We start from the raw sequence: 22,627 nt of genomic DNA on the forward strand, positions 1-22,627 counted from the left end.
CTTTGTCACTGCGTTATGGCATACTTGGCATGCTGAGTAAGTGGGAAGCAACGGGATATGACATAAAAAAAGAATTTGATGAAGTCATGAGTGTATTTTGGCATTCGCATTTATCACAAATATACCCTGAACTTAATAAATTGGAAGAAAAAGAATGGGTAAAAAGTAGAATTGTGAAACAGACAGATAAACCTGACAAAAAAGTTTATTCTATTACTGAAAATGGAAAAGAGGCTCTTGTAAGGTGGTTGATGAAGCCACCCGAGGCTCCGAAGGTAAAAGATCCATTCTTGATGCAAACATTTTTCAAAGATAATGTGCCGGTTAATGAGGCAATTTTTCACCTTCAGGCACACATGAAACAACGTGAAGAAAGGCTCGATAAAATAAAATATCTTCTCGAAAGCAGATGGAAAGATATTAAGCAACGTGACGTGATGAAACCTAGAATTGTTTTGAGTTTTGCCGTTCTTAAACGTGGACTGGAATCGGAAATGAATTACATTAAGTGGTGCGAAGAAACTGTTCAATTATTAGAGGACTGTGCCTTTCTCTGGGAAAAAAATGAGGAGAAACAGCAATATTATACAAAGGACGATGAATTAGTTGAATATACAGCAAGTGCTTCTTATCAAGATTTAGAAACAGTTTTTGAAGATTATTTATTTAAGGATTAATTGATGAAAAACTTGATAGGATACGAGGGAATTAGAATAAATCCGCACCTTATTTGAAGTAAGGTGTGTGAAGAGCCTTTATTGGAGTTGAACTAGCTGGATTACAGTCGTAATTCCGCTAGTGTGTGTTATGATGATCCCTATAGATTTCACAAGCAAAGTGGAATGGAATGAAGTGGAAACAGAAAGATATGTAGAGGTTGAATATGATTATTTTAACGGTGAGCACTTGATACCTATCCATGGAGAGCAAGGTGAACAGATATTCTTTGAGATAGACATCATCTTGACCATGGTAATAGTCATGGTATGACTTTTTATGATGAGAATGGCAATCATGAAGAGATGAATGAAATAAATGATAACGTATCAAGCGTAGAATTTGAAAAGACAACGACGAAACACATTGTTGTTCGAGCCATAAATGGCAACCATGGAAAATTTCAGGTGAAATGGTGGAGGAACTCAGAAGAATAACTCTATTTGAATTAAAAGAGATCAGCCAAGAATCGGTCCGTCTTAAAACATAAAAAACGACAAAATAGTTTCTTCTTGTCGATATTTCCTGGGCAATAATTTTCTGTTGATTGGGTATATATAAAATAAGAGTCATGAAAAGCAAGGGGAAATTTCTACATTTCTCATCAAATTCTAAGACTTCTCACAGGATTTTTTCATTAAAAAGGTTTATTATTTATACCATCATCAAGAAAATAATCTAGTATTGGGAGTGTCACAAATGAAGAAAGTTCTATTAATTTTTGCAAGTATATTACTTATGGTTCTTGTTGCCTGTGGTAATGGTGATCAAGATCAACAAACAGATGATCAAACATCATCGTCCAATGAAGAGCAAACCACTGAAAATGAAACAGATGAACAAGCAGATGATATGGATGAAGATGTAGATGAGGATATCGAGAAATCTGAAGATGAAAGTGATGAAGATGCCGAAAAAGAAGATCAAGAAAGTGATCAATCTGATTTAGAAGAGTATAGTGTTGTTGAAGAACATATTGATTTGGACAAATATGAAATGGATATCGAAGAAGACAACCCTCATAAACGAGTTATCCTTTATAAAGACGACCACAATGAAAAAGATTATAAGAGTATTTATATTAAAGATAAAAACAGACTTAAAATTATCGAGTTTGGTCATGGTGAAATTTATGATGAGGTTATAGACTAAACATATAAAAGGAGCTTCCATTTTGAGAAGCTCCTTTTTCCTTTTAAATTAAATATCCACTTTTATATCAGTTAAAGCGCCCTTTTTAACATACTTGATTAGCTTTGATGCTTCATTATAAACTCGTTGTCTACCTATGTCACTCAAAAACCAGTTATCTTTTGTCGTATTGTTATCTTCAGCGGGGCATAATGTGTAATTGATCCAACCCGGCATATAAGTCAGTAAGGTTAAATGTAACCTTCTCATATGAAAAGAATTGGTTACCGCCAGAATTCGTTTTATTTTACATAGTTGAAATGCCCTATTTAAAATAAGGAGGGATGCTAATACATTTTCTAACGTATGCAATGATTGGTCCTCAACTAGGATATCTTTTTCAGGGATACCGAGAATCATTGCTTGATTTTTTAAATTGATGGCTTCCGGGGCATCATTATTATTCCACGTCACACCACCAGAAAATAATATTTTACTAGCTCGCCCTTTTTTATATAATTCCACGGCTTTTGGCAGGCGATACTGTGTTGCCTTACTGCTCCCGACAACAAAAATGCAATCCCCTTGTTTTTTATCATCCTCGATATCCGAAAACAGCAACTTTGTCAGCTGCGTATCTGAGAGTTTTTCAACTTCTATATTGGATATATACATAGAATTACACCCTTTTTTGATCATGATAGACACACTGTATTAAGTTTTACGTAAGACGTTCCACTCACGCGTAAGCATTCCATAAATAGCGTGGTCGACATAACGATCATACAACCACTCGGCCTCTCGAAGTTGCCCTTCAAATGTATAACCGAGTCGCTCAGGTATAGCTCGGCTTTTCAAATTTCCAGTGGCTGCACGAATGTCAATCCGGTTTAATTTCAAATCACGAAAACCATAACCTGTTAAAGCATAAACAACTTTGGTCATAATCCCCTTTCCAACATAACGGTCACCTAGCCAGTAACCGATATAGCCGATGCGATTTTTCCAGTCATATTCGTTGAAGCCCCCCACACCGGCAAGTTCACCTTTATAAAAAATACCAACAGTCAACCCTTGCCGATTGTTAAACAAAGTCATTGAATGCTCGATAAATTTTCTAGAATCATTAACAGTTTGCGTATCATCAAGCCACGGTAACCATTCCCGTAAATGATTTCTTGATTCATCGGTTAGTATAAATAATTCATCAGCATCTAGTCCGGATAATAATCTTAACGAAATGTCTTTGTCCACCTCATAAAAAAACATAGTTCGCGCCCCTAATCATATAATAAAGTAACTAAACGGTCAGAATCCTATCCTTCCGATTATTATATCATATGTAACTGCTTCTAAAAGGCTTTTTATCACGACCGCCCTTTCTAATTCTTACATCCATACTAGGAGAAATGAATTCAACACTTGTCCCCATAAAACTTTCCCAACCAGTCAATTAGCCTTATTTTGCCCGGAAACCATAACTTCAAAATAATATTTAACGTATAATTAATTGTGAATAAACTATAATTTATATAGGGATGTGATTGTTGTGTTTCAGTTTAGGCAGTTGAAGATGTACTTCTTAAGTTTAGCCATTGTAATGGTCTTATTTATGCCACAACCAGAGATGAAACAGACAACTTTTGTATCAGCATCCAAAGAAAAGACGGAAGAAACGGTTCGGCAAGATCTTCCGCTAGCCGAAAAAATTGATAAAGTACTCCAAGATGAGAAATTACGTGGAACAGTTACAGGTGTGACGGTGCGCCACGCAGATACAGCAGAGGTTTTATATTCACAATTTGGTGATAAACGCCTCCGTCCAGCGTCGAATATGAAACTGTTGACAGCGGCAGCTGCACTTGATGTACTCGGTCCAGATTACCAATTTGAAACAGAGGTCTTAACTGATGGGTCATTAAGAGGTATTGTTTTACATGGCAACCTTTATCTGCGGGGCAAAGGTGACCCTACCCTTTTAAAAGAAGACTTTGATCAGTTTGCGAAAGACTTAAAAAAGCAAGGCATTAAAAAAATTAAAGGAAATATTATTGGCGATGACACTTGGTATGATGATGTACGTTTGTCACAGGATTTAAATTGGTCAGACGAGCCCTTTTATACAGGAGCTCAAGTATCCGCACTAACCATGTCACCAAATGACGATTACGATGCAGGAACAGTGATTGTGGATGTCACTCCAGGTGATAAACAAGGTGATCAAGCTGAAGTCTCTGTCACCCCAGCGAATGACTATGTCACCATCAATAATCAAACTAAAACAGTAGCAGCTGATAAATTAAACGATATTAAAATTGAAAGAGACCATGGAAGCAATGAAATCATTATTGAAGGAAATATTCCTCTAGAAGACACACGGACAAGGTCTTGGGTTTCTGTTTGGGAGCCGACCGGTTATGCGGTTGACGTTTTCAAAAAAGCACTTGTCGATCAAGGTATCACCTTTGCTGGACAAGTTAATGAAGATGTCGGCAAAACTCCAAACAACGCAACGATATTAACAACAAAAAAGTCAATGCCACTCGAAGACCTCCTCATCCCTTTCATGAAGCTCAGTAACAACGGACACGGTGAAACACTAACAAAGGAAATGGGTAAATTTATAGAAGACGAAGGAAGCTGGGATGAAGGATTAGAAGTTATGGAAGACACCTTGAAAAATCTAGGTATGAACCCGGACACATTACAGCTTCGCGACGGATCAGGTATGTCGCATAAAAATATGGTGACGGCTGACGAACTCACTCAATTACTATATAATGTTCAAGAAAAAAGTTGGTACCCTGTTTATGAAGAATCCCTGCCAGTCGCAGGCTACGATGAACGCTTAGTTGGAGGGTCATTACGTTATCGTTTAACAGACCCAGCCACAAAGGAAAACGTCTTAGCCAAAACAGGCTCAATCAGTGGTGTATCTACCCTTTCAGGTTACGTCACCTCAGCGGATGGCGAAGAGTTAATTTTTTCTATTATGATAAATAGCTACTTAGAAGGACCTGTTACCCCACTTGAAGATGAAATTGTAACTATTTTGGCAAAGCATGAGTTTGAGTAAAAATAAAGTTTAACCATAGAAAAAGGACGTTCCTGAAATGGAACGTCCTTTTTCTATGGCCGGATGTTTATCCACCGTTTTATGACGATGAAACCGCTGAGATAACGTCGTTCAAAAGATCGTCATCGTGGTTATGACGATGAAACCGCTGAGATAATATTGTTCAAAAGATCATCATCGCAATTTTAAAAATTAAATAGCCATGATAAAAACCAATCAAGCTGGCATCGGATATCGTACTAGAACAAATTGCTCAACCACAAAAAAGGGAATAAGCTTTTCATCAGCTTATTCCCTTTTCATATGAAGGGGCGTTTCACAGTATTAAATTAATTCATCTCAGGTATTGATTCCGTGTATTGCTTTTCTTTGTCACCAGCTTCCTTAAAGCGGATGAGTCTTAAAGCATTGACGATAACAGCAAGGACGCTTAATTCATGGATCAACATGCCGGATGCTAGGAAGACTTTTCCAAGTAATACTCCTGCAAGTAAAAGTGCGACTGTACCTACTGCAAAGAACATATTTTGTTTCATGTTGCGGACGGTTGCTTTAGAGAGTGCGTAAGCATATGGGATCCGGTTGAGTTGGTCTCCCATTAGGACGACGTCTGCCGTTTCCATGGCTGCATCAGTTCCGGCAGCTCCCATAGCGAGCCCCACTTCAGCGAGCGCAATGGCTGGTGCATCGTTGATTCCATCTCCAACCATCGCGACACGGTAACCTTTTTCCTGAAGTTGTTTCACATGAGTCACTTTATCTTCCGGAAGCATTTCAGCATGAACCGTATCAATACCAAGTTGGGCGGCAACTTTTTCAGCAGTATGCTTATTATCACCAGTTAACATGATAGTTTCTTTAACACCGTATTTCTTAAGTCTCTTAATCGTATCAATGGCCTCAGGTCTAATCTGGTCAGCGATTGAAATAATTCCAGCTACCAAACCATCAATCCCAACGAAAATAGCTGTATTTCCTAATTTTTCTTCACCGATTGCGTAGTCATCAACTCCGCCTTCTAATTCGATTTCATTGGCAGCTAATAACTTTCGGTTACCAATGACGACGCGACGACCTGCGACGGTTGCATATAGACCATACCCTTTTTCGACTGCAAAGTCTTTTGCTTCGTTTGTTAAGTTAATGCCACGTTCTTCAGCCTCTTTAACAATGGTTTGGCCGAGATGGTGTTCAGAAATCAATTCAGCTTCAGCCGTCAATTTAAGAAGTTCATCTTCACTCATTCCAATCGCATGAATAGCTGTAACAGATGGTTTTCCTTGTGTTAGTGTTCCCGTTTTATCGAAAACCACGGCATCAATCTTGGCGAAATTCTCCATTACTTCTCCGCCTTTAATGAGCGTTCCACTGCGGGCGCCATTCCCGATTCCTGAGACGAGTGAGACAGGAGCTGAGATAACGAGAGCACCAGGACAAGCAATGACGAGGAATGTCAACGTCAACTCGATATTACGAGTAAAGATGAACACGATGACTGATAAAACTAAGATCCCTGGTGTATAGACATTTGCAAAGCGTTCTAAAAACTTTTGAGTACGCGCTTTTCCTTCTTGGGCTTCTTCAACGAGTTCAATAATTTTTGAAAAGGCTGTATCATCGCCTACTTTTTCTGCAATGACTTCGATATACCCATTATCAACGATCGTTCCACTGAAAACTTGATCATCAATTTTTTTACCAGCTGGAATAGATTCTCCGGTAATAGCTGCCTCGTTGATATGTGCTTGACCTGAAACAACTTTCCCGTCAATCGCCACTTGTTCCCCTGACTGGATTATAATTCGGTCGCCAGCTTCTATTTCTTCAACTGGCAGTGTCACGCGTTCTCCATTCTTTAAAACAGTTGCTTCGAGTGGTGCCATATCCATTAATGTTTTTAAAGAAGTACGTGTCTTTTCAAGAGAACGGGCTTCCAAATAGGCTCCGAAAAGGAATAAAAATGTCACAGCAGCTGACTCAACATATTCCCCGATAAATAAGGCACCAATAACTGCGATAGTGACAAGGAGTTCGATACTGAATGATTTCATCATGATAGACTGGATTGCCGTTTTGGCGATCGACCATCCAGCAACAACAGTAGCAACAATGAGTGCCGTGTTTTTCCAAAAATCCATACCCGCCAAATTAAACATAAATGCAGTGGCTAATAAAAGGCCTGAAATAATAACGATGTGAATCTTTTTTAGTTTACCCATTTTAATACGCCCCTTCAGTTATAGTTAGGAGCCGGATTACCGGCCCCCTTCCTTACGATACTTTCCTTTTCTTAACCGGATAACCTAGTTTCTCAATCATTTCAGATAAGTGATCAGCTGTGACGATGCCCTCATCAAAATTCGCTTTCACTTTACTTGAGTTGAATAACACTTTTGCATCTTCCACACCATTTTCTTTGGCTAGTGCCTTTTCAATACGTTTAATACAAGATGGACAGCTAAGTGTTTCTAATTGCAATTCAATTTTTTTCATTTTAATCTCTCCTTTGATTTGTTCTACCTTTAGTATAGAAGGCCTTCCGATTGATTACCTTGACGTGGGTCAAAATTTAATAGTTAACTTTAAAGTTGTTCAATAGTTCACTTATAAAACAAGACTCAATGAAGGATGCCCAGCTGTCGTCAATAAATCCACTAGCAGTTCCTTAGAAATAACTGCATCATCGTAGTTCACTCTCACCCGATTAGAATGGAATAAGACTTTCGCGAATCGCACGCCTTCTTGCTCCATCAATGTTTCCTCAATTTCATGGATGCATGACGGACAGCCTAATCGTTCCAACTGAAATACAACAGTTTTCATCGCCAATCCCTCCTTCATTTGATCTATCTTAATTATAAAAAAGAAAGTGAAATACTTCCTTGACCTAGGTCAAAAATAGGAGGAAAATAAGCAATGGAATAATAAGATTTCAAAAGTCAGGGAAAATAAGAGAGAGGATAGCTGTTACTTTTATCTTTATAAGGAATAGTCATCGTAAAGATATTAGGTTCATACCCCCTAAAAGGGAAATCCATGTTTAGGGGTCATGCAATTGGCTTATTCGTCCCCCCTAAGAGGGAAATCCATGTTTAGGGTTCACGCTAATCGGCTTATTCGTCCCCCCTAAGAGGGAAATCCATGTTTAGGGGTCATGCAACCGGGTTATTCGTCCCCCCTAAAAGGGAAATCCGCGATTAGAGTTCACACAACCAGTTTACTCATATCCCCTAATAGGAAAATCACCATCGGGGGGCACGCAAACGCAAGACGTCCAAGCTTTTGTTTCAATCAGCCAAATTAAGGGAAAAATCAAATCAAATCAATTCAATTACCAACACGCGGGAGGCTCCACAATGTTTAAGAAAAAACAAGATAAGTTCTTAATGTACTTGGTAGACTTTGCAGAGCATTTAAATGAAACCATCAAGTATTTTGCTCAATATAAAATAAAAGATTTGCAAACAGTAGAAGAATTTGCGAATAAAATAAAAGAATATGAAACAGCTGCAGACAATAAAGTACATAAAATTATCAAAGATCTTAATGAGACATTCATTACTCCTATCGAACGGGAAGACATTCTACAGCTTACTCTGAACTTAGATGATATCATTGACGGCATGGAAGAGTTTACGATGTTATTAGACATTCATCAGATTCAATCTTCTGATGGTTATATTGATGGATTTACTGAAAATATCCAAAAATGCGGTGAAGAAATCCTAGCAGCCATCGATCTCATGGCAAATAGCAAGCTCGGAGAAATTGAGCCACATGTCATTAAAATTAAAGATTACGAAAGCCAATGCGATATATTGCACCACGATTCGCTCAAGGAACTTTTTAAAAAAGAATCCAATCCAATCACCGTCATCCAGTACAAAGATATTTATGAAACATTAGAAGGTATTGCTGATGACTGCCATGATGTTGCCAGTACTCTACAAAGCATCATGATGAAAAATGCGTAAAAGGAATCGATGATAATGGACACACTATTACTGACTGTCGTTATAATTGTAATACTTGCATTAATATTTGATTTTATCAATGGTTTCCACGACACAGCGAACGCTATAGCGACCGCTGTCTCAACACGTGCCCTAACACCACGAAGAGCGATCATCTTAGCAGCAACGATGAACTTCCTAGGCGCGCTTACTTTCACAGGTGTTGCTCAAACAATCACAAGCGGCATTGCCGATCCTTTTGAATTGGACAATGGCTTGCTCGTTATAGTCGCAGCTTTGATTTCCGCCATCATTTGGAACTTACTCACTTGGTATCTCGGCATTCCAAGTAGCTCATCCCACGCTATTATAGGTGCTATCACCGGAGCAGTCATTGTCTCAGCTGGTGCAGGAGCGGTTCACTTTAAAGGCTTCATTTCCATTGTCGAGGGACTCATTTTCTCTCCGTTTATCGCCTTTATTATCGGATATATTATTTACGCCATCATAAAAGTCATTTTCAAAAACGCGAAACTCGCCAAAACGAATAAACAATTCCGCCTTGTCCAAGTGATTACAGCGGCCGGACAATCCTACGCTCACGGCACGAACGATGCACAAAAATCAATGGGTATCATCACGATGGCACTCATCGTCGGCGGCATGCATTCTACCACCGAAGTGCCCTTTTGGGTCCAGTTTGCCTGTGCGACTGCCATGGCCCTAGGGACATCCATCGGTGGCTGGCGCATTATTAAAACCGTCGGCGGAAAAATCATGAAAATCCGCCCTGTTAACGGTGTTGCAGCAGACCTAACCGGTGCGACCGTCATTTTCGGCGCAACATTATTTCACCTACCAGTTAGCACAACTCACGTGATTTCATCCGCCATCCTTGGTGTTGGCTCGTCCCACCGAGTCAAAGGCGTTAACTGGGGTGTCGCCAAACGCATGGTCGTCACCTGGGTCATCACCCTGCCAATATCAGCAACTCTTGGCGGTTTATTTTATTGGATATTAAATCTATTTTTTTAATTGAATAAAGTAAATGAAGATGTCCAGGAGATTTGGTAAACTAAAAGAAAAAAGAAAGTAGCGACATCAAATGAACATCACGATCATTTCAGTAGGCAAACTCAAAGAAAAATTCATGCGCCAAGCCGTCGACGAATACATGAAGCGGCTCACAGCCTACGCCAAAGTCAATATCATTGAAGTACCCAACGAAAAAGCACCCGAAAACCTGAGCCACGCCCAAGCAGAGGCCATCAAACAAAAAGAAGGCGACCGCATTCTTAAACATATTAACGACAACACGTACGTCATCACCCTTGAAATCGACGGCAAAATGCTCACCTCCGAACAATTATCTAAAAAAATCGGAGACTTGTCCCTGTACGGTCAAAGCCGCGTCGCATTTGTGATTGGCGGCTCACTCGGCATCAGTGACGGCATCAAACAACGCAGCAATATGGCCCTGTCATTTTCTAAAATGACCTTCCCACATCAGTTAATGCGGGTTGTATTGTTGGAGCAGGTTTATCGAGCATTTAAGATTATGCGGGGTGAACCGTACCACAAATAGAGGCAAAAATTGTTGCAGATAAGGTGGTAATTCTTTATCGGAAGCGGGTATTGAAAATGTGTGTTCATTATCCGTTTCACGATATAGCAAATGGATAAGTGTAAAAGTTTTAGATATATTCATTTCAGTAAAGTCAAAATCAAGTTCTATGTTTTTAATCGATCTGGATTTATCTATTTCCTTGATTGTGATATTATCAATTAACAACTGCAATAATTGCTTTTGATTTTCCCTAGATGACCTCTTATAAACAGATAGGAATTTTTCCAACAACATTTCGATTAATTCTGGTTTAATTACTTTTGAATCGACAGAAGCTAATTGTATTATAACCTCATTTTTCTTTTGTTCTAACCCCCTTTTATCATTGGAGACCTTTTGCAATCTTTCTTGCAGAATATCTACAGGGAGCGTGTTTTTCTCAAAGGCTTCCATATACTTTGCTTGTAATTGTTCCATTTCCTTTAACTGTTTTTCAATCTCTTCTAGCTCTTTATTCAGTTGGCTTATCGAATGGGCAGAACTAGAACTAATGTCTGTGAGTGTCTTATATAGCTTCTTCTTATTAGAACTAAATTGTTCAATTTTCTTAATAACTGTATCTTCTGCTTCATATGCCTTAATGGAATTAGCTTTACAGGCAGCAGATCCTTTGTTATGAAAATCGCTACAGACGTAATAGCGATGTTTTCGTTTTGTTCCATCTTTTAGGGTGTATGTTGTAATAGAAGGAACCATTCCTTGACCACAATCTGGACAACGCAACAGCTTACTAAGTAAAAATGGCTCATTTGATTGTCGCTGCTTAAATGATTTACTTTTTCTTCTTGCTTGTACAACGTTCCATAATTCATCCGAAATAATAGCTTCATGTTTTCCTTCAACAAGGATAGGATTAGGATTTTTCCCTTTTCTCCGTTTGGTGTCCCAATTCTCAACTTTTAGCCAGCTGATTTTACCGTTATATATAACATTGTCTAGGATTTGTGCAACACCATTGATGGAAAAATATCGGTTACGTTTCGTCTTATACCCTGTTTTATTTAAGTGGTTAGAAATTGCTCTTAGCCCTTTACCATCTGCGTACATATGATAGATTAGCTGTACTACTTCTGCTTCCTTCTCATTGATAACAAGTTTCTTCTTTACAGTGTCATATCCAAATACAATACCACCGTTCCATCGCCCTTCCAATGCCCGTTGTTTCATTCCTAGTTTTACGTTTTCTGCTAAAGTATTACGCTCCATTTCAGCAATAGAAGCCATAATTTGAAGTACTAGACGACCTATAGGACTACTGGTATCAAAGTTCTCAGAGTAAGATATAAATTTCACATCGTATTTTTCAAACTTATCTAGAATCGTGAGCGTGTCTAACATATTTCTTGAAAGTCGAGAAATTTTCCATACTATTACAGCGTCGAATCTTTCATTTTCAACATCTTTAATTAGCCTTTTCATTTCCGGCCGTCCTTTTACGGATTTACCGCTAATTCCTTCATCGACATATTCATTTATAACTTCCATGTTATAAACTTGAGCATATTGTCGAAGTGTTTGAAGTTGTGCGGTTATACTAAAGCCTTCTTTTGCTTGTTCTTCTGTACTTACGCGGGCATAAATTGCTACTTTCTTAATATCCATATTAATCCTCCTTCAAACTGATATTACAATGAAATTTTAAATAAGGGAAATAGAACTTGAGTTATTTTAAATTAGCAATTTTAGAATCAAAGAAAGACGTTATTATTAGAAATGTTGTGACATGGAAGAGAGTTAATTAGTAGTAAATCGTGAACAACTTTTATTTAGGCTCATTTTTGTATATTTATCTATTGTCTATATAAGCAAATAGTTATATACTAATTTCATGATAAATAATAAAAAGGGGGATTTAAATGCTGCAAACATCTTTTGAAATAGATAAAGCTGCGAATATTTTAAAACTACTTGGTGACAAGACACGTCTAACGATGATGAAATTAATGGATAATCATGCTTGTTGTGTATGTGAATTCGTAGAAATATTCCAGTTCAGTCAACCAGCTGTCAGTCAACACCTGCGTAAACTTAAAGATCTTGGACTGGTGGAGGAAGAGAGGAAAGGACAATGGATTTTCTATTCAGTAAATAAAAATAACGAATATTATTCATTTATTCAACCAATTCTTGATCAACTTCCGAGTCAGGATTATAAAATAAAAGAACTAGAAGAAAAAGGTACACGAATCAATTGCTGTTAATATTGGAGGTATTATTTTGTCAACAACGCTTATACTCGCAATTCTTATTTTTGTAGCAACCCTAGTGTTAGTCATTTGGCAGCCAAAGGGTTTAAATATAGGCTGGTCTGCTATCGGTGGAGCTGTGATCGCTCTAATAGTAGGAGTAGTGGATTTCAGTGATGTAATTGAAGTAACAGAAATTGTATGGAATGCAACCCTTGCCTTTGTTGCTATTATTTTAATTTCGTTAATATTGGATGAAATTGGATTGTTCGAATGGGCTGCTTTACATATGGCCCGTTTTGCAAAGGGTAATGGAATAAAAATGTTTGTCTATATCAGTATATTAGGTGCGATTGTTGCCGCCTTATTTGCGAATGATGGTGCAGCATTAATTTTAACGCCAATCGTTCTTGCAATGGTGCGTAATCTAAATTTCAAAGAGAAAATGATTTTCCCGTTTATCATGGCAAGTGGATTTATCGCGGATACAACATCTTTGCCCTTCATTGTCAGTAACTTAGTAAATATTGTGTCTGCTGACTTCTTTGGTATTGGATTTGTTGAATATGCTTCACGAATGATTATTCCAAACCTATTTTCATTAGTTGCTACTATATCGGTGTTACTGATTTACTTTAGAAAAAGTATTCCTAAGTCATATGATGTAGCGAAACTAGCCGAACCTAGAAGTGCTATTAAGGATCATAAAATTTTTCGTCTATCATGGTATGTCCTTGGCTTATTAGTCATTGGTTACTTTACTAGCGAGTTTATCAATATACCTGTTTCCATTATTGCGGGAGCTATTGCTATCTTTTTCATCTTAATGGGAAGACAAAGTCCTGCAGTAAATACAAAGAATGCTATTAAGGGAGCGCCGTGGGATATTGTGTTCTTCTCTATCGGTATGTATGTCGTAGTATATGGATTAGGAAATGCAGGACTCACCTCTGCTCTAGCAAGTGTCATTCAAACTGTCGCTGAAGAAGGATTGTTTGTTGCTACCGTTGGAATGGGATTCATTGCTGCTTTTCTATCATCTATCATGAATAATATGCCTACCGTAATGATTGACGCTTTAGCTATTGCGGAAACGAATACTACTGGTGTTTTAAGGGAAGCACTTGTTTATGCTAACGTAGTCGGATCAGACTTGGGTCCAAAAATTACACCGATTGGTTCCTTAGCAACTTTAGTTTGGCTTCATGTTCTGTCCCAAAAAGGAATTAAGATCTCTTGGGGAACTTATTTCAAGACGGGTATTATTCTAACGATACCAATCCTATTTATCACGTTACTAGGTCTATATCTAACATTAACTATATTTTAATAAAGGAGTATTACTATGACGAAAAAAACAATTTATTTCTTATGTACAGGAAATTCATGTCGAAGCCAAATGGCAGAAGGTTGGGCTAAAGGGATTCTTGGAAATGAGTGGGAAGTAAGAAGTGCAGGTATTGAAGCCCACGGACTAAACCCTAATGCTGTGAAAGCAATGAAGGAAGTTGGAATTGACATATCCGATCAAAAATCAGAAATTATTGATTCGGACATATTAAATAATGCAACTTTAGCAGTTACACTTTGTGGTGATGCCAAAGATAAATGTCCTGTTACACCCCCTAATGTGAAACGAGAACACTGGGGATTTGATGATCCTGCGAAAGCAGAAGGGACAGACGAAGAGAAGTGGGCTGTTTTTCAACGAGTTCGTGACGAAGTTGGTGAACGAATTAAACGTTTTGCTGAAACGGGTGAATAACAAGAAGTTAAGCCATGAGAATATCCTCAAGGCTTAACTATCTGTAATATATAAGTATATAGTTATATACAAATGATTGGAGGTATAACGTATGAAAAAAATAGAAATCTTTGACCCAGCCATGTGCTGTTCAACAGGTGTTTGCGGACCAAGTATTGACCCAAATTTAACAAGAGTAGCATCAGCCGTTTATTCACTGGAACAGAAAGGTGTAGACATTAAGCGATTTAATTTAGCTAATGAACCTGCTGCTTTTGCTGAAAATGAAACAGTTAATCAGGTTCTTCAAGAAAAAGGAGCAGATGCACTTCCGGTTACTCTTTTAGATGGGAAAGTAGTTAAAGTGGGTGAATATCCAACCAATGAAGAATTTGCGGAATGGTTGGAAGTAAGTGCGGAGGAATTGACTCAGAAACCTCGTGTACGTGTTTCCGTAAAACTCGACTAAAGGAGATTTTAAAATGTATACACGTTATAATCCAAAAATGCATGTAGAAACACCTTATCTATTTTTCACTGGTAAAGGTGGAGTTGGAAAAACATCCGTAGCATGTGCAACAGCAGTCGCACTTGCGGATCAAGGTAAAAAAGTTTTGCTTGTCAGCACGGACCCTGCTTCTAATTTGCAAGACGTATTTGAGATCGAGTTATCTCGTGAGCCTGTTGAAATTCCAAGTGTGAAAAACTTATTTGCCAGTAATATTGACCCAGAAGAAGCAGCCAAAGCATATCGAGAAAAGACAGTTGGACCATATAGAGATAAACTTCCTGAATCGGTAGTCAATCAGATGGAAGAACAGCTTTCTGGAGCGTGTACCGTAGAAATTGCTGCATTCGATGAATTCTCTCATTTATTAGCAGATGATGGGATATTTAGCGAATACGACCATGTTTTATTTGATACAGCTCCAACGGGTCATACCCTTCGTTTATTATCCTTGCCGACAGCATGGTCAGGTTATTTAGAGGAAGCAACACATGGTGCTTCCTGCTTGGGTCCGTTGTCAGGACTTGATGATAAGAAGGATATGTACCAAAAAGCAGTTGAATCCCTTTCTGATGGTGAAAAAACAAAATTAATATTAGTTGCAAGACCAGAGGAGTCAACACTGATTGAAGCGAACCGTGCATCACTAGAGCTTGGAGAGATTGGCATTAAAAAACAAATGCTTATCATAAATGGACTATTGCAGTCTCATGACCAAAATGATGAGGTATCTACTGCGTTTTACGAAGGACAGCAAGAAGCATTAAATCAAACACCAGAAGAATTGAAAAAAATTAACACCTATTCATTACCTTTTGTATCGTATTCTCTAACTGGCATGGATCGTCTTCGTCAAATTGTTAGCGATGATCCTTTAGTTGAATTCAAGGAAGCTAGTGAGGATACGGAACTTGCACGACTTTCCGAATTAAAGGATGTTATTGATGACTTTTCCGCTAAAAATACACGTGTAATTTTTACAATGGGTAAAGGTGGAGTTGGAAAAACATCTGTTGCTGCAGCAATTGCGGTTGGACTGACGGAAAAAGGACATAAAGTTCATTTAACAACAACTGACCCAGCAGCACATCTCGATTATATGTTTAAAAACAGTGCGGTCAATGAGAAATTATCTATTAGCAGCATTGATCCAGAGGTAGAAGTGGAAAACTATAAAAAAGAAGTCATTACGAATGCAGGTGAGTTGAATGATGATGAACTTGCCTACTTACAGGAAGACTTGGAGTCTCCATGTACGGAGGAAATCGCAGTATTCCGGGCATTTGCAGATGTGGTAGAAAGATCTGAACAAGAAATTGTCGTTATTGATACAGCACCAACCGGACATACGTTACTTTTACTTGACTCATCAGAGGCTTATCACAAAGAAATGAGCCGTTCAACGGATGAAATTCCAGAAAGTGTCAAAAAGTTATTGCCAAGACTGCGTAACGCAGAAGAAACAGGGGTGGTCCTAGTTACTTTACCAGAAGCAACTCCTGTATTTGAGGCAACACGCTTACAGGATGACTTAAAACGAGCAGAGATAACCCCGAAATGGTGGGTGATCAATCGAAGCTTGTATGCAACTGGAACAACAGATCATGTATTAAAGGCACGTGCAGCATCAGAAAAGCAATGGATTAGGAAAGTGCAAGAAGAGCTGACAGATAACGCTGCGCTGATTCCGTGGATGAAGAAAGTAAGAATCGGTTATGACCAATTGAAAGAATTTGTTCAATCATAAATAATACGAGGAGGAATGAAAATGAATATTACAGAAAAGGCTAAAAATAAATTACAGGTTATTTTTGAAGAAAAGGGTGCAGAAGGTATTCGCTTTTATTCGATGGGAGCAGGATGTTGTGGACCACAATTAGGAATTTCCTTAGATGCACCAGAAGAAAACGATATTGTTGAAGAAATTGATGGAATTAAAGTAGCCATTGATAAGGATGTTAAAGATACTGTAGAAGGATTAACATTAGCTGACGATGAAACACCAAACGGATCGCAATTTGTGTTACTAGGAATGGATCAGTGCTGCTAAGCTTACAACAAGATACACTACGGAGGATTATAAATATATGAAGATAATTATTATTGGTTCAGTTGCAGCTGGTACATCTGTTGCTGCAAAGGCACGCAGAAACGACGAGAATGCAGAAATCACGTTATATAATGCAGACTATGATATCTCTTATTCCATTTGTGGAATTCCCTACTTTTTAGGAGGGGAAGTTGACGAATTAGAGACACTAACACCTAGAAGTGCTGCATGGTTTAAGAAACGTTACAACGTGGATATTCACACCCGTCATGAAGTTATCGAGATAGACCCAGATAAGAAAATAATTACAGTTAAAAATTTAGATACCAGTGAGACCAAAGAAGACAATTACGATACCTTAGTATTTGCAACTGGTGCGACTCCAATTACACCACCAATCAAAGGGGTAGATATGAATCACGTCTTTCATGTCCGCAATATCCAAAACACAGCATCTATAAATTCGTTTATGGTTTCTAATAATCCGAAAAAGGTGACTATTATCGGTGCTGGTTTCATCGGACTTGAAATGGCAGAACAGTTGACTCATAAAGGATTAGAAGTAACAATTGTACAGCGTAGCAATCAGATTATGCCACATTTGGATAAAGATATGGCATTCCGTGTAGAAGAGCATAGCATATCCGAAATAACGGAGTAAACTTGTTATTAAATGAAGAAGCAACTGTGATTACGGAGAATACTGTGGAAACGAAAAGTGGCAATGTCATTGATTCAGATATGGTTATTTTAGCAACAGGTGTTAGACCAAATACGAGATTTAGGCGTGGAATTAGGCATATCTGGAGCGATTAAAGTGAATACCAAGATGCAAACGAATCTACCTAATATCTATGCCGTTGGGGACGTAGCAGAAAGTTTTTCGGTTATAACTGGAAAACCTATATACCGTCCGTTAGGCTCTACAGCTAATAAAATGGGACGTATCGCTGGTGATGTTATTACTGGTGGAGATTTGGAACATCGAGGAATATTAGGTACGGGAATTTTGAGGGTGTTTGACTTAGCGGTAGGTTATACCGGATTAAGTGAAAAAGAGGCTAAGGAAGAAGGATTTGATATCGAAGTCCTTCACAATATTAAACCAGCCAGAGCAGAATATCTAGGTGGTAAAGAATTAGTAATTAAGGCAATTGCAGATAGGAAAACAAGCCAAATCCTTGGGGTGCAAATTGTAGGTGAAGATGGTGTTGATAAGCGAATCGATGTCTTTGTAACGGCCATTACCTTTAAAGCAAAAGCGAAAGACTTGTTCCATCTAGATTTAGCATATGCACCACCATTTAGTACAACGAAAGATCCGGTAATGTATACAGGTATGGCTTTACAAAATGCGATTGATAAGAAAAATAAACTGATTACCCCACAAGAATTAACGGACCGAATCGAGAATGGTGAAAAATTACAAATCATCGATACAAGAGCAACGAAGCAGTATGAGGTATCGAAAGTGGATGGAGCAGTTAATATTCCATTAGCAAAGTTACGTGAGGAAGCGAAGAAATTAGATCCTAATATCCCTACCGTGACATACTGTAATAAGGGTGTAACCGGAAATGCTGCACAGAATGTATTAATAAATATGGACTTTAAAGAGGTGTTTAATCTTTCTGGCGGGAATAAGAATTATCAAAGTTTTAAGCGAAAGTCATAAAAAGAACCTGTTTATACATCATTTTTGTAAATAGGAGTAAAGATGTTTTTAGTAGCTTGTAAGTAATGTTTCATGCAGTAAAAAATATTAGTAATATACTTGACCGTGTACTAAGGTACACGGTTTATTATGTTTAAAGGGGTGATTTACTTTTGAGTTACCGAATTAGTGCATTTGCAGAAAAATGCGGTGTAAATAAAGAGACGATTAGATATTACGAACATAAAGCATTATTAAAAGAACCTTCCCGAACCAATGCAGGTTATAGGATATATTCGGATGATGATGTTAAGCGTGTAAAATTTATCAAAAGACTGCAAGACTTGGGATTTTCATTGAGTGAAATCTATAAATTACTTGGTGTTGTTGATAATGATGAAGTTCGGTGCAAAAATATATTTGAATTTGTATCAAAAAAGGAAATAGAAATTCAAGAACAAATTGCAGACTTAAAGCGTATTGAGTCAATGTTAAAGGATTTAAAAAGCCGATGTCCAGACCAAAAGGCAATAAATCAATGTCCTATTATTGAATCGTTAATATTTGATTAAAGATACTGTAGATTGAGGAGGAGAAAATAGTGAAAAAATATCGGATTAAAATCAATGGAATGACCTGTACAGGATGTGAACAACATATTGATGCTGCATTAACAAGCATAGGTGCTAAAGATATCGAAACCAGTTTTCAACGTGGTGAATCGGTATTTGAATTACCAAATGATGTTTATGTTGAAAGTGTAAGACAGGCAATTAAACAAGCAAAATATCAACCCGAAGCCATAGAAGAAATTTCATTGCAGGACTTGAAAAATTTTGAGTTAGACAACAAAGATGATTATGATTTACTCATAATCGGCTCAGGAGGGGCAGCTTTTTCTGCTGCTATTAAATCAATTGGATATGGTGCAAAAGTGGGAATGATTGAACGTGAAATAGTTGGAGGAACTTGTGTAAATAATGGCTGTGTTCCATCAAAAACACTTCTAAGAGCAGGGGAAATCAATCATTTCGCAAAAGGAAATCCGTTCATAGGTCTACAAACATCTGCTGGGGAAGTCGATTTAGCCTCATTGGTTGATCAAAAGGATGAATTAGTTACCGAACTACGAAATCAAAAATATATAGATTTAATTGATGAATATGGCATTGATTTAATAAAGGGTGAAGCTAAGTTTGTTGATGAAAATACAGTTGAGGTAAATGGAGAGAAACTTTCTGCAAAACGATTTTTAATTGCAACAGGTGCTTCGCCATCTATACCAACGATTTCAGGACTTGAAGTAGTGGACTATCTAACAAGTACAACACTACTCGATTTAAAAAAAGTGCCTAAACGATTAACTGTTATTGGTTCAGGCTATATCGGATTGGAACTGGGGCAACTGTTTCATAATTTAGGTTCAGAAGTAACGCTTCTACAGAGAAGTGAGCATCTTTTAAAAGAATATGATCCAGAAATTTCCGAAGCTGTAGAAAGAGTCTTAATCGAACAGGGTATAAACCTTATTAAAGAGGTAACTTATGAGCGTGTTGAACAAGTTGGAGAGATAATAAAGGTTAATATAACGGTAGATGGTAAGAAAAAAGTCGTGGAGACAGAACATTTACTTCTTGCAACAGGAAGAAAACCAAATACGGATTCTTTAAATTTAAGTGCAGCAGGAGTTGAAGTCGGAAAACGAAACGAAATCCTGATAAATGATTATGCCAGAACAAGTAATGAAAAGATTTATGCAGCAGGAGATGTAACATTAGGACCTCAATTTGTCTATGTAGCAGCCTATGAAGGTGGAGTTGTTGCTGATAATGCGATTGGTGGTTTAAATAAAAAATTAGATTTATCCGTTATTCCTGCTGTCACGTTTATAAATCCATCAATTGCAACAGTTGGTTTAACAGAAGAACAAGCAAAAGATCAAGGCTATGAAGTAAAAACATCTGTATTATCTTTAGATGCCGTTCCAAGAGCATTAGTAAACCGTGAAACAACAGGTGTATTTAAGATGGTTGCTGATGCTAAAACATTAAAAGTTCTTGGAGTTCATGTTGTATCTGAAAATGCAGGTGATGTGATTTATGCAGCGACATTAGCAGTTAAGTTTGGCTTGACCGTGGACGATTTAAAAGATAGCCTTGCACCATATTTAACAATGGCAGAAGGATTAAGATTAGCTGCTCTTACATTTGATAAAGATGTTTCCAAATTATCTTGTTGCGCAGGTTAAAATAAATTAACATGCATAAAGCCTTTGTTAATTTTGGTATTTGTTGTTTTGTCTATTAGTAAATAAGAAATCCTTTATAATAGAAGCTTAATAAAAAATGAAGGTTAGCCTAACATTTTAGGGAAATCTTCATTTTTATACTTTTTTCTTGTGAAAAGCAGTATTTGGGAGACAATGGCAAGGACAGGTAATTCAATTAATGGTCCAATAACCAAAGCTAAAGCAATGAGTGGTTGATTCGGAAATGCTGTGACAGCTATAGCTAAAGCCACCGGTGAATTCCTAGCAATAATCGTCATACTTAAACTAACCGAATCTTCATAGGAAAACTTTAAAAATCTCCCAATCATTCGTCCTACTATATAATTAATAACAAAAAACAACAATACTGGAATAATTAAAATGTATATGACCTCTAGATTGTCAAGCAAGTAAGAACCTTGTGAAGCAAACATTGCCATAATTGCCAATGATAAAAAGAAAATCTGAGCATTAGCGAAAAAGGGGATAATCTTGATGTTTAACATAAATTCTCTATTTCTTAATAAGAATCGAGTAAGGTGAGCAAGTGTGAAAGGAATAACCAATACAATCAATATACTTTCTATAAGCGTTGATATTTGTATTGTTTCAATTGTTCCAGCGAATATCAGCAAATATACTGGCAAAAGTACGACTTGCAGAATTAAATTAACCGGTAAAATTGATGTTGAAAGAGATATATTTCCTTTTGCTATGCCAGTAAAAGCGAGATACCAATCTGTGCAAGGTGTTACCATTAGCATAATAAAACCAATCCATAAAGCTGGATAATCGGATAAGAAAAAGGATCCTAAACCCCAAGCTAATACTGGTGTCCAAATAAAATTAATGATGGTGCTAGATCCAAGGAATTTAATATTTAAAAAAGCCTTCTTTAATTGTTGCAATGGAATCGTCAAAAACAACCCATATAGCATCAAGAATAGAAATGGAATAACTAGAGAATCCGCATGTTGTTCTATGATGTTTACTTGTCCTAATAAAAGACCTAAGCCGACAGCAAATAAAATGATAAAGGTTTGTAGTTTTTCTAATATCCCCATAAGTCAATTTCCTTTCCTAAAAATAAGCGATTAGGAATACCCTTCCTATAGATTAGCATAATACACTCTATTTATTATTGCTAATTAACAAACTGGTGAATTTCTTAAAGAAAGGAGAAGTACTTTTATGAAGTTATTTAACGAATTGGAGGAACGGTCAGATAAGGAATTTAGCTTGTAGAGGTATTAGGGGAATTTTTCAAGTAAATGGTAGAGTAGTATTAGGAATTTAATATTTGCTAATGTGGTTCGGAATTATAAAGGAATTTAATCAATAATCAGAAATGGTGCTGATGATATGTTATTGAAACAAGAAATCCTCGATCAATTGTCAAAGCACTTAAATACATGGAGAGATAAATATGGTGTTAAGCGGATTGGCTTGTTCGGTTCGTATAGTCTTGACATACAAAATGAATCTAGCGATATTGATGTGGTTGTAGAATTTAACGACTCAGATTTATCCTTTGATAATTACATGGATTTAAAAATGAACCTTGAGGATCATTTTCAGAAAACAGTAGATTTAGTTATAATAAATGATATTAAACCTGCTTTAAAATCAAATATTTTATCGACCATTACATATGTAGAAGAGGACAAATAATCAGATTATAATTTAGCAGTCTATTCGTTAAAAATAGACTG

At 37.3% G+C, this 22,627-nt stretch carries 24 protein-coding genes and 1 pseudogene; 18 read left to right on the forward strand and 7 right to left on the reverse strand.

The features are described from left to right. Positions 1-2: 2 nt before the first annotated feature. The 4 genes from KQI49_RS11780 to KQI49_RS11795 all read left to right on the forward strand — a co-directional run bounded on the left by KQI49_RS11780 (position 3) and on the right by KQI49_RS11795 (position 1,869). Entirely contained in the window at positions 3-677 is a 675-nt protein-coding gene (locus KQI49_RS11780; protein ID WP_216489273.1) for a PadR family transcriptional regulator, read from the forward strand. Positions 678-810: 133 nt separating this feature from the next. After that, on the forward strand, positions 811-990 hold the full coding sequence (locus KQI49_RS11785; protein WP_216489275.1) for a hypothetical protein: 180 nt from the start codon (positions 811-813) through the stop codon (positions 988-990). Then, complete coding sequence (locus tag KQI49_RS11790) at positions 987-1,154, forward strand: hypothetical protein (RefSeq protein ID WP_216489277.1); 168 nt, start codon at positions 987-989, stop codon at positions 1,152-1,154. The genes KQI49_RS11785 and KQI49_RS11790 overlap by 4 nt, the downstream gene beginning before the upstream one ends. Positions 1,155-1,416: 262 nt before the next feature. Beyond that, positions 1,417-1,869 carry a hypothetical protein gene (locus KQI49_RS11795; protein WP_216489279.1) on the forward strand — a complete coding sequence of 151 codons (453 nt, stop codon included), beginning with the start codon at positions 1,417-1,419 and terminating at the stop codon, positions 1,867-1,869. 48 nt (positions 1,870-1,917) lie between these two features. Here KQI49_RS11795 and KQI49_RS11800 read toward each other — a convergent pair whose 3' ends face one another. Continuing rightward, positions 1,918-2,523 (reverse strand): YdcF family protein, encoded by a 606-nt coding sequence (locus KQI49_RS11800; RefSeq protein ID WP_216489281.1) that lies wholly within the window; start codon positions 2,521-2,523, stop codon positions 1,918-1,920. Between the two features lie 39 nt (positions 2,524-2,562). Then, positions 2,563-3,117, reverse strand: a complete 555-nt coding sequence (locus KQI49_RS11805; protein WP_216489283.1) for a GNAT family N-acetyltransferase — start codon at positions 3,115-3,117, stop codon at positions 2,563-2,565. A 304-nt stretch (positions 3,118-3,421) separates the two neighbouring features. Here KQI49_RS11805 and dacB point away from each other — a divergent pair, with 304 nt between their 5' ends. Continuing rightward, a complete protein-coding gene (gene dacB / locus KQI49_RS11810; RefSeq protein ID WP_216489330.1) occupies positions 3,422-4,924 on the forward strand; it encodes a D-alanyl-D-alanine carboxypeptidase/D-alanyl-D-alanine endopeptidase in 1,503 nt (500 codons plus the stop codon). Between the two features lie 329 nt (positions 4,925-5,253). On the opposite strand, the gene KQI49_RS11815 is transcribed toward dacB, so the two are convergent. The 3 genes from KQI49_RS11815 to KQI49_RS11825 all read right to left on the reverse strand — a co-directional run bounded on the left by KQI49_RS11815 (position 5,254) and on the right by KQI49_RS11825 (position 7,747). Further along, entirely contained in the window at positions 5,254-7,143 is a 1,890-nt protein-coding gene (locus KQI49_RS11815; protein WP_216489285.1) for a heavy metal translocating P-type ATPase, read from the reverse strand. A gap of 52 nt (positions 7,144-7,195) precedes the next feature. Next, complete coding sequence (locus tag KQI49_RS11820; protein ID WP_216489287.1) at positions 7,196-7,417, reverse strand: heavy-metal-associated domain-containing protein; 222 nt, start codon at positions 7,415-7,417, stop codon at positions 7,196-7,198. A gap of 111 nt (positions 7,418-7,528) precedes the next feature. Next, entirely contained in the window at positions 7,529-7,747 is a 219-nt protein-coding gene (locus KQI49_RS11825) for a heavy-metal-associated domain-containing protein (RefSeq protein ID WP_216489288.1), read from the reverse strand. A gap of 533 nt (positions 7,748-8,280) precedes the next feature. Between KQI49_RS11825 and KQI49_RS11830 the strand changes: the two genes are divergently transcribed. The 3 genes from KQI49_RS11830 to rlmH all read left to right on the forward strand — a co-directional run bounded on the left by KQI49_RS11830 (position 8,281) and on the right by rlmH (position 10,462). After that, a complete protein-coding gene (locus KQI49_RS11830) occupies positions 8,281-8,898 on the forward strand; it encodes a DUF47 domain-containing protein (RefSeq protein ID WP_216489290.1) in 618 nt (205 codons plus the stop codon). Between the two features lie 15 nt (positions 8,899-8,913). Continuing rightward, complete coding sequence (locus tag KQI49_RS11835; RefSeq protein WP_216489292.1) at positions 8,914-9,912, forward strand: inorganic phosphate transporter; 999 nt, start codon at positions 8,914-8,916, stop codon at positions 9,910-9,912. 70 nt (positions 9,913-9,982) lie between these two features. Next, on the forward strand, positions 9,983-10,462 hold the full coding sequence (gene rlmH / locus KQI49_RS11840; protein WP_216489294.1) for a 23S rRNA (pseudouridine(1915)-N(3))-methyltransferase RlmH: 480 nt from the start codon (positions 9,983-9,985) through the stop codon (positions 10,460-10,462). On the opposite strand, the gene KQI49_RS11845 is transcribed toward rlmH, so the two are convergent. Further along, positions 10,388-12,106 (reverse strand): recombinase family protein, encoded by a 1,719-nt coding sequence (locus KQI49_RS11845; protein ID WP_216489296.1) that lies wholly within the window; start codon positions 12,104-12,106, stop codon positions 10,388-10,390. The genes rlmH and KQI49_RS11845 overlap by 75 nt on opposite strands. Before the next feature lie 254 nt (positions 12,107-12,360). Here KQI49_RS11845 and KQI49_RS11850 point away from each other — a divergent pair, with 254 nt between their 5' ends. From KQI49_RS11850 to merA, 9 genes and pseudogenes are all read left to right on the forward strand, one after another. Continuing rightward, positions 12,361-12,705, forward strand: coding sequence for an ArsR/SmtB family transcription factor (locus tag KQI49_RS11850; RefSeq protein WP_216489298.1), 345 nt, complete (start codon positions 12,361-12,363; stop codon positions 12,703-12,705). A gap of 16 nt (positions 12,706-12,721) precedes the next feature. Further along, positions 12,722-14,020 (forward strand): arsenic transporter, encoded by a 1,299-nt coding sequence (locus tag KQI49_RS11855; RefSeq protein WP_216489300.1) that lies wholly within the window; start codon positions 12,722-12,724, stop codon positions 14,018-14,020. A 15-nt stretch (positions 14,021-14,035) separates the two neighbouring features. Next, positions 14,036-14,455, forward strand: coding sequence for an arsenate reductase (thioredoxin) (gene arsC, locus KQI49_RS11860; RefSeq protein ID WP_216489302.1), 420 nt, complete (start codon positions 14,036-14,038; stop codon positions 14,453-14,455). A 91-nt stretch (positions 14,456-14,546) separates the two neighbouring features. Beyond that, complete coding sequence (arsD, locus tag KQI49_RS11865; protein ID WP_216489304.1) at positions 14,547-14,903, forward strand: arsenite efflux transporter metallochaperone ArsD; 357 nt, start codon at positions 14,547-14,549, stop codon at positions 14,901-14,903. Positions 14,904-14,916: 13 nt separating this feature from the next. Then, positions 14,917-16,689 carry an arsenical pump-driving ATPase gene (gene arsA, locus KQI49_RS11870; protein WP_216489306.1) on the forward strand — a complete coding sequence of 591 codons (1,773 nt, stop codon included), beginning with the start codon at positions 14,917-14,919 and terminating at the stop codon, positions 16,687-16,689. Between the two features lie 21 nt (positions 16,690-16,710). Further along, entirely contained in the window at positions 16,711-16,992 is a 282-nt protein-coding gene (locus KQI49_RS11875) for a HesB/IscA family protein (RefSeq protein ID WP_216489308.1), read from the forward strand. 37 nt (positions 16,993-17,029) lie between these two features. Continuing rightward, a pseudogene (locus tag KQI49_RS11880) lies at positions 17,030-18,667 on the forward strand (FAD-dependent oxidoreductase). Positions 18,668-18,819: 152 nt separating this feature from the next. After that, positions 18,820-19,218, forward strand: coding sequence for a mercury resistance transcriptional regulator MerR (merR, locus tag KQI49_RS11885; protein ID WP_216489309.1), 399 nt, complete (start codon positions 18,820-18,822; stop codon positions 19,216-19,218). Between the two features lie 59 nt (positions 19,219-19,277). Then, entirely contained in the window at positions 19,278-20,894 is a 1,617-nt protein-coding gene (gene merA / locus KQI49_RS11890; protein ID WP_253286812.1) for a mercury(II) reductase, read from the forward strand. Positions 20,895-20,998: 104 nt separating this feature from the next. On the opposite strand, the gene KQI49_RS11895 is transcribed toward merA, so the two are convergent. Continuing rightward, complete coding sequence (locus tag KQI49_RS11895; protein WP_216489313.1) at positions 20,999-21,979, reverse strand: arsenic resistance protein; 981 nt, start codon at positions 21,977-21,979, stop codon at positions 20,999-21,001. A gap of 298 nt (positions 21,980-22,277) precedes the next feature. Here KQI49_RS11895 and KQI49_RS11900 point away from each other — a divergent pair, with 298 nt between their 5' ends. Beyond that, entirely contained in the window at positions 22,278-22,586 is a 309-nt protein-coding gene (locus tag KQI49_RS11900) for a nucleotidyltransferase family protein (RefSeq protein WP_216489315.1), read from the forward strand. Positions 22,587-22,627: the final 41 nt, after the last annotated feature.

It is taken from the genome of Virgibacillus sp. MSJ-26 (assembly GCF_018918075.1).
In the GTDB taxonomy this organism is placed as follows: domain Bacteria; phylum Bacillota; class Bacilli; order Bacillales; family Amphibacillaceae; genus MSJ-26.

Bases quoted from the DNA above. Each gene is read 5' to 3' on its own strand.
- KQI49_RS11830 (WP_216489290.1), top strand. From the start codon at position 8,281: ATGTTTAAGAAAAAACAAGATAAGTTCTTAATGTACTTGGTAGACTTT.
- arsC (WP_216489302.1), top strand. From the start codon at position 14,036: ATGACGAAAAAAACAATTTATTTCTTATGTACAGGAAATTCATGTCGA.
- KQI49_RS11815 (WP_216489285.1), bottom strand. From the start codon at position 7,143: ATGGGTAAACTAAAAAAGATTCACATCGTTATTATTTCAGGCCTTTTA.
- arsD (WP_216489304.1), top strand. From the start codon at position 14,547: ATGAAAAAAATAGAAATCTTTGACCCAGCCATGTGCTGTTCAACAGGT.
- KQI49_RS11785 (WP_216489275.1), top strand. From the start codon at position 811: ATGATCCCTATAGATTTCACAAGCAAAGTGGAATGGAATGAAGTGGAA.
- KQI49_RS11820 (WP_216489287.1), bottom strand. From the start codon at position 7,417: ATGAAAAAAATTGAATTGCAATTAGAAACACTTAGCTGTCCATCTTGT.
- KQI49_RS11795 (WP_216489279.1), top strand. From the start codon at position 1,417: ATGAAGAAAGTTCTATTAATTTTTGCAAGTATATTACTTATGGTTCTT.
- KQI49_RS11850 (WP_216489298.1), top strand. From the start codon at position 12,361: ATGCTGCAAACATCTTTTGAAATAGATAAAGCTGCGAATATTTTAAAA.
- KQI49_RS11800 (WP_216489281.1), bottom strand. From the start codon at position 2,523: ATGTATATATCCAATATAGAAGTTGAAAAACTCTCAGATACGCAGCTG.
- KQI49_RS11790 (WP_216489277.1), top strand. From the start codon at position 987: ATGACTTTTTATGATGAGAATGGCAATCATGAAGAGATGAATGAAATA.
- rlmH (WP_216489294.1), top strand. From the start codon at position 9,983: ATGAACATCACGATCATTTCAGTAGGCAAACTCAAAGAAAAATTCATG.
- KQI49_RS11875 (WP_216489308.1), top strand. From the start codon at position 16,711: ATGAATATTACAGAAAAGGCTAAAAATAAATTACAGGTTATTTTTGAA.
- merA (WP_253286812.1), top strand. From the start codon at position 19,278: ATGACCTGTACAGGATGTGAACAACATATTGATGCTGCATTAACAAGC.
- KQI49_RS11895 (WP_216489313.1), bottom strand. From the start codon at position 21,979: ATGGGGATATTAGAAAAACTACAAACCTTTATCATTTTATTTGCTGTC.
- arsA (WP_216489306.1), top strand. From the start codon at position 14,917: ATGTATACACGTTATAATCCAAAAATGCATGTAGAAACACCTTATCTA.
- KQI49_RS11825 (WP_216489288.1), bottom strand. From the start codon at position 7,747: ATGAAAACTGTTGTATTTCAGTTGGAACGATTAGGCTGTCCGTCATGC.
- KQI49_RS11900 (WP_216489315.1), top strand. From the start codon at position 22,278: ATGTTATTGAAACAAGAAATCCTCGATCAATTGTCAAAGCACTTAAAT.
- KQI49_RS11835 (WP_216489292.1), top strand. From the start codon at position 8,914: ATGGACACACTATTACTGACTGTCGTTATAATTGTAATACTTGCATTA.
- KQI49_RS11805 (WP_216489283.1), bottom strand. From the start codon at position 3,117: ATGTTTTTTTATGAGGTGGACAAAGACATTTCGTTAAGATTATTATCC.
- KQI49_RS11845 (WP_216489296.1), bottom strand. From the start codon at position 12,106: ATGGATATTAAGAAAGTAGCAATTTATGCCCGCGTAAGTACAGAAGAA.
- dacB (WP_216489330.1), top strand. From the start codon at position 3,422: ATGTACTTCTTAAGTTTAGCCATTGTAATGGTCTTATTTATGCCACAA.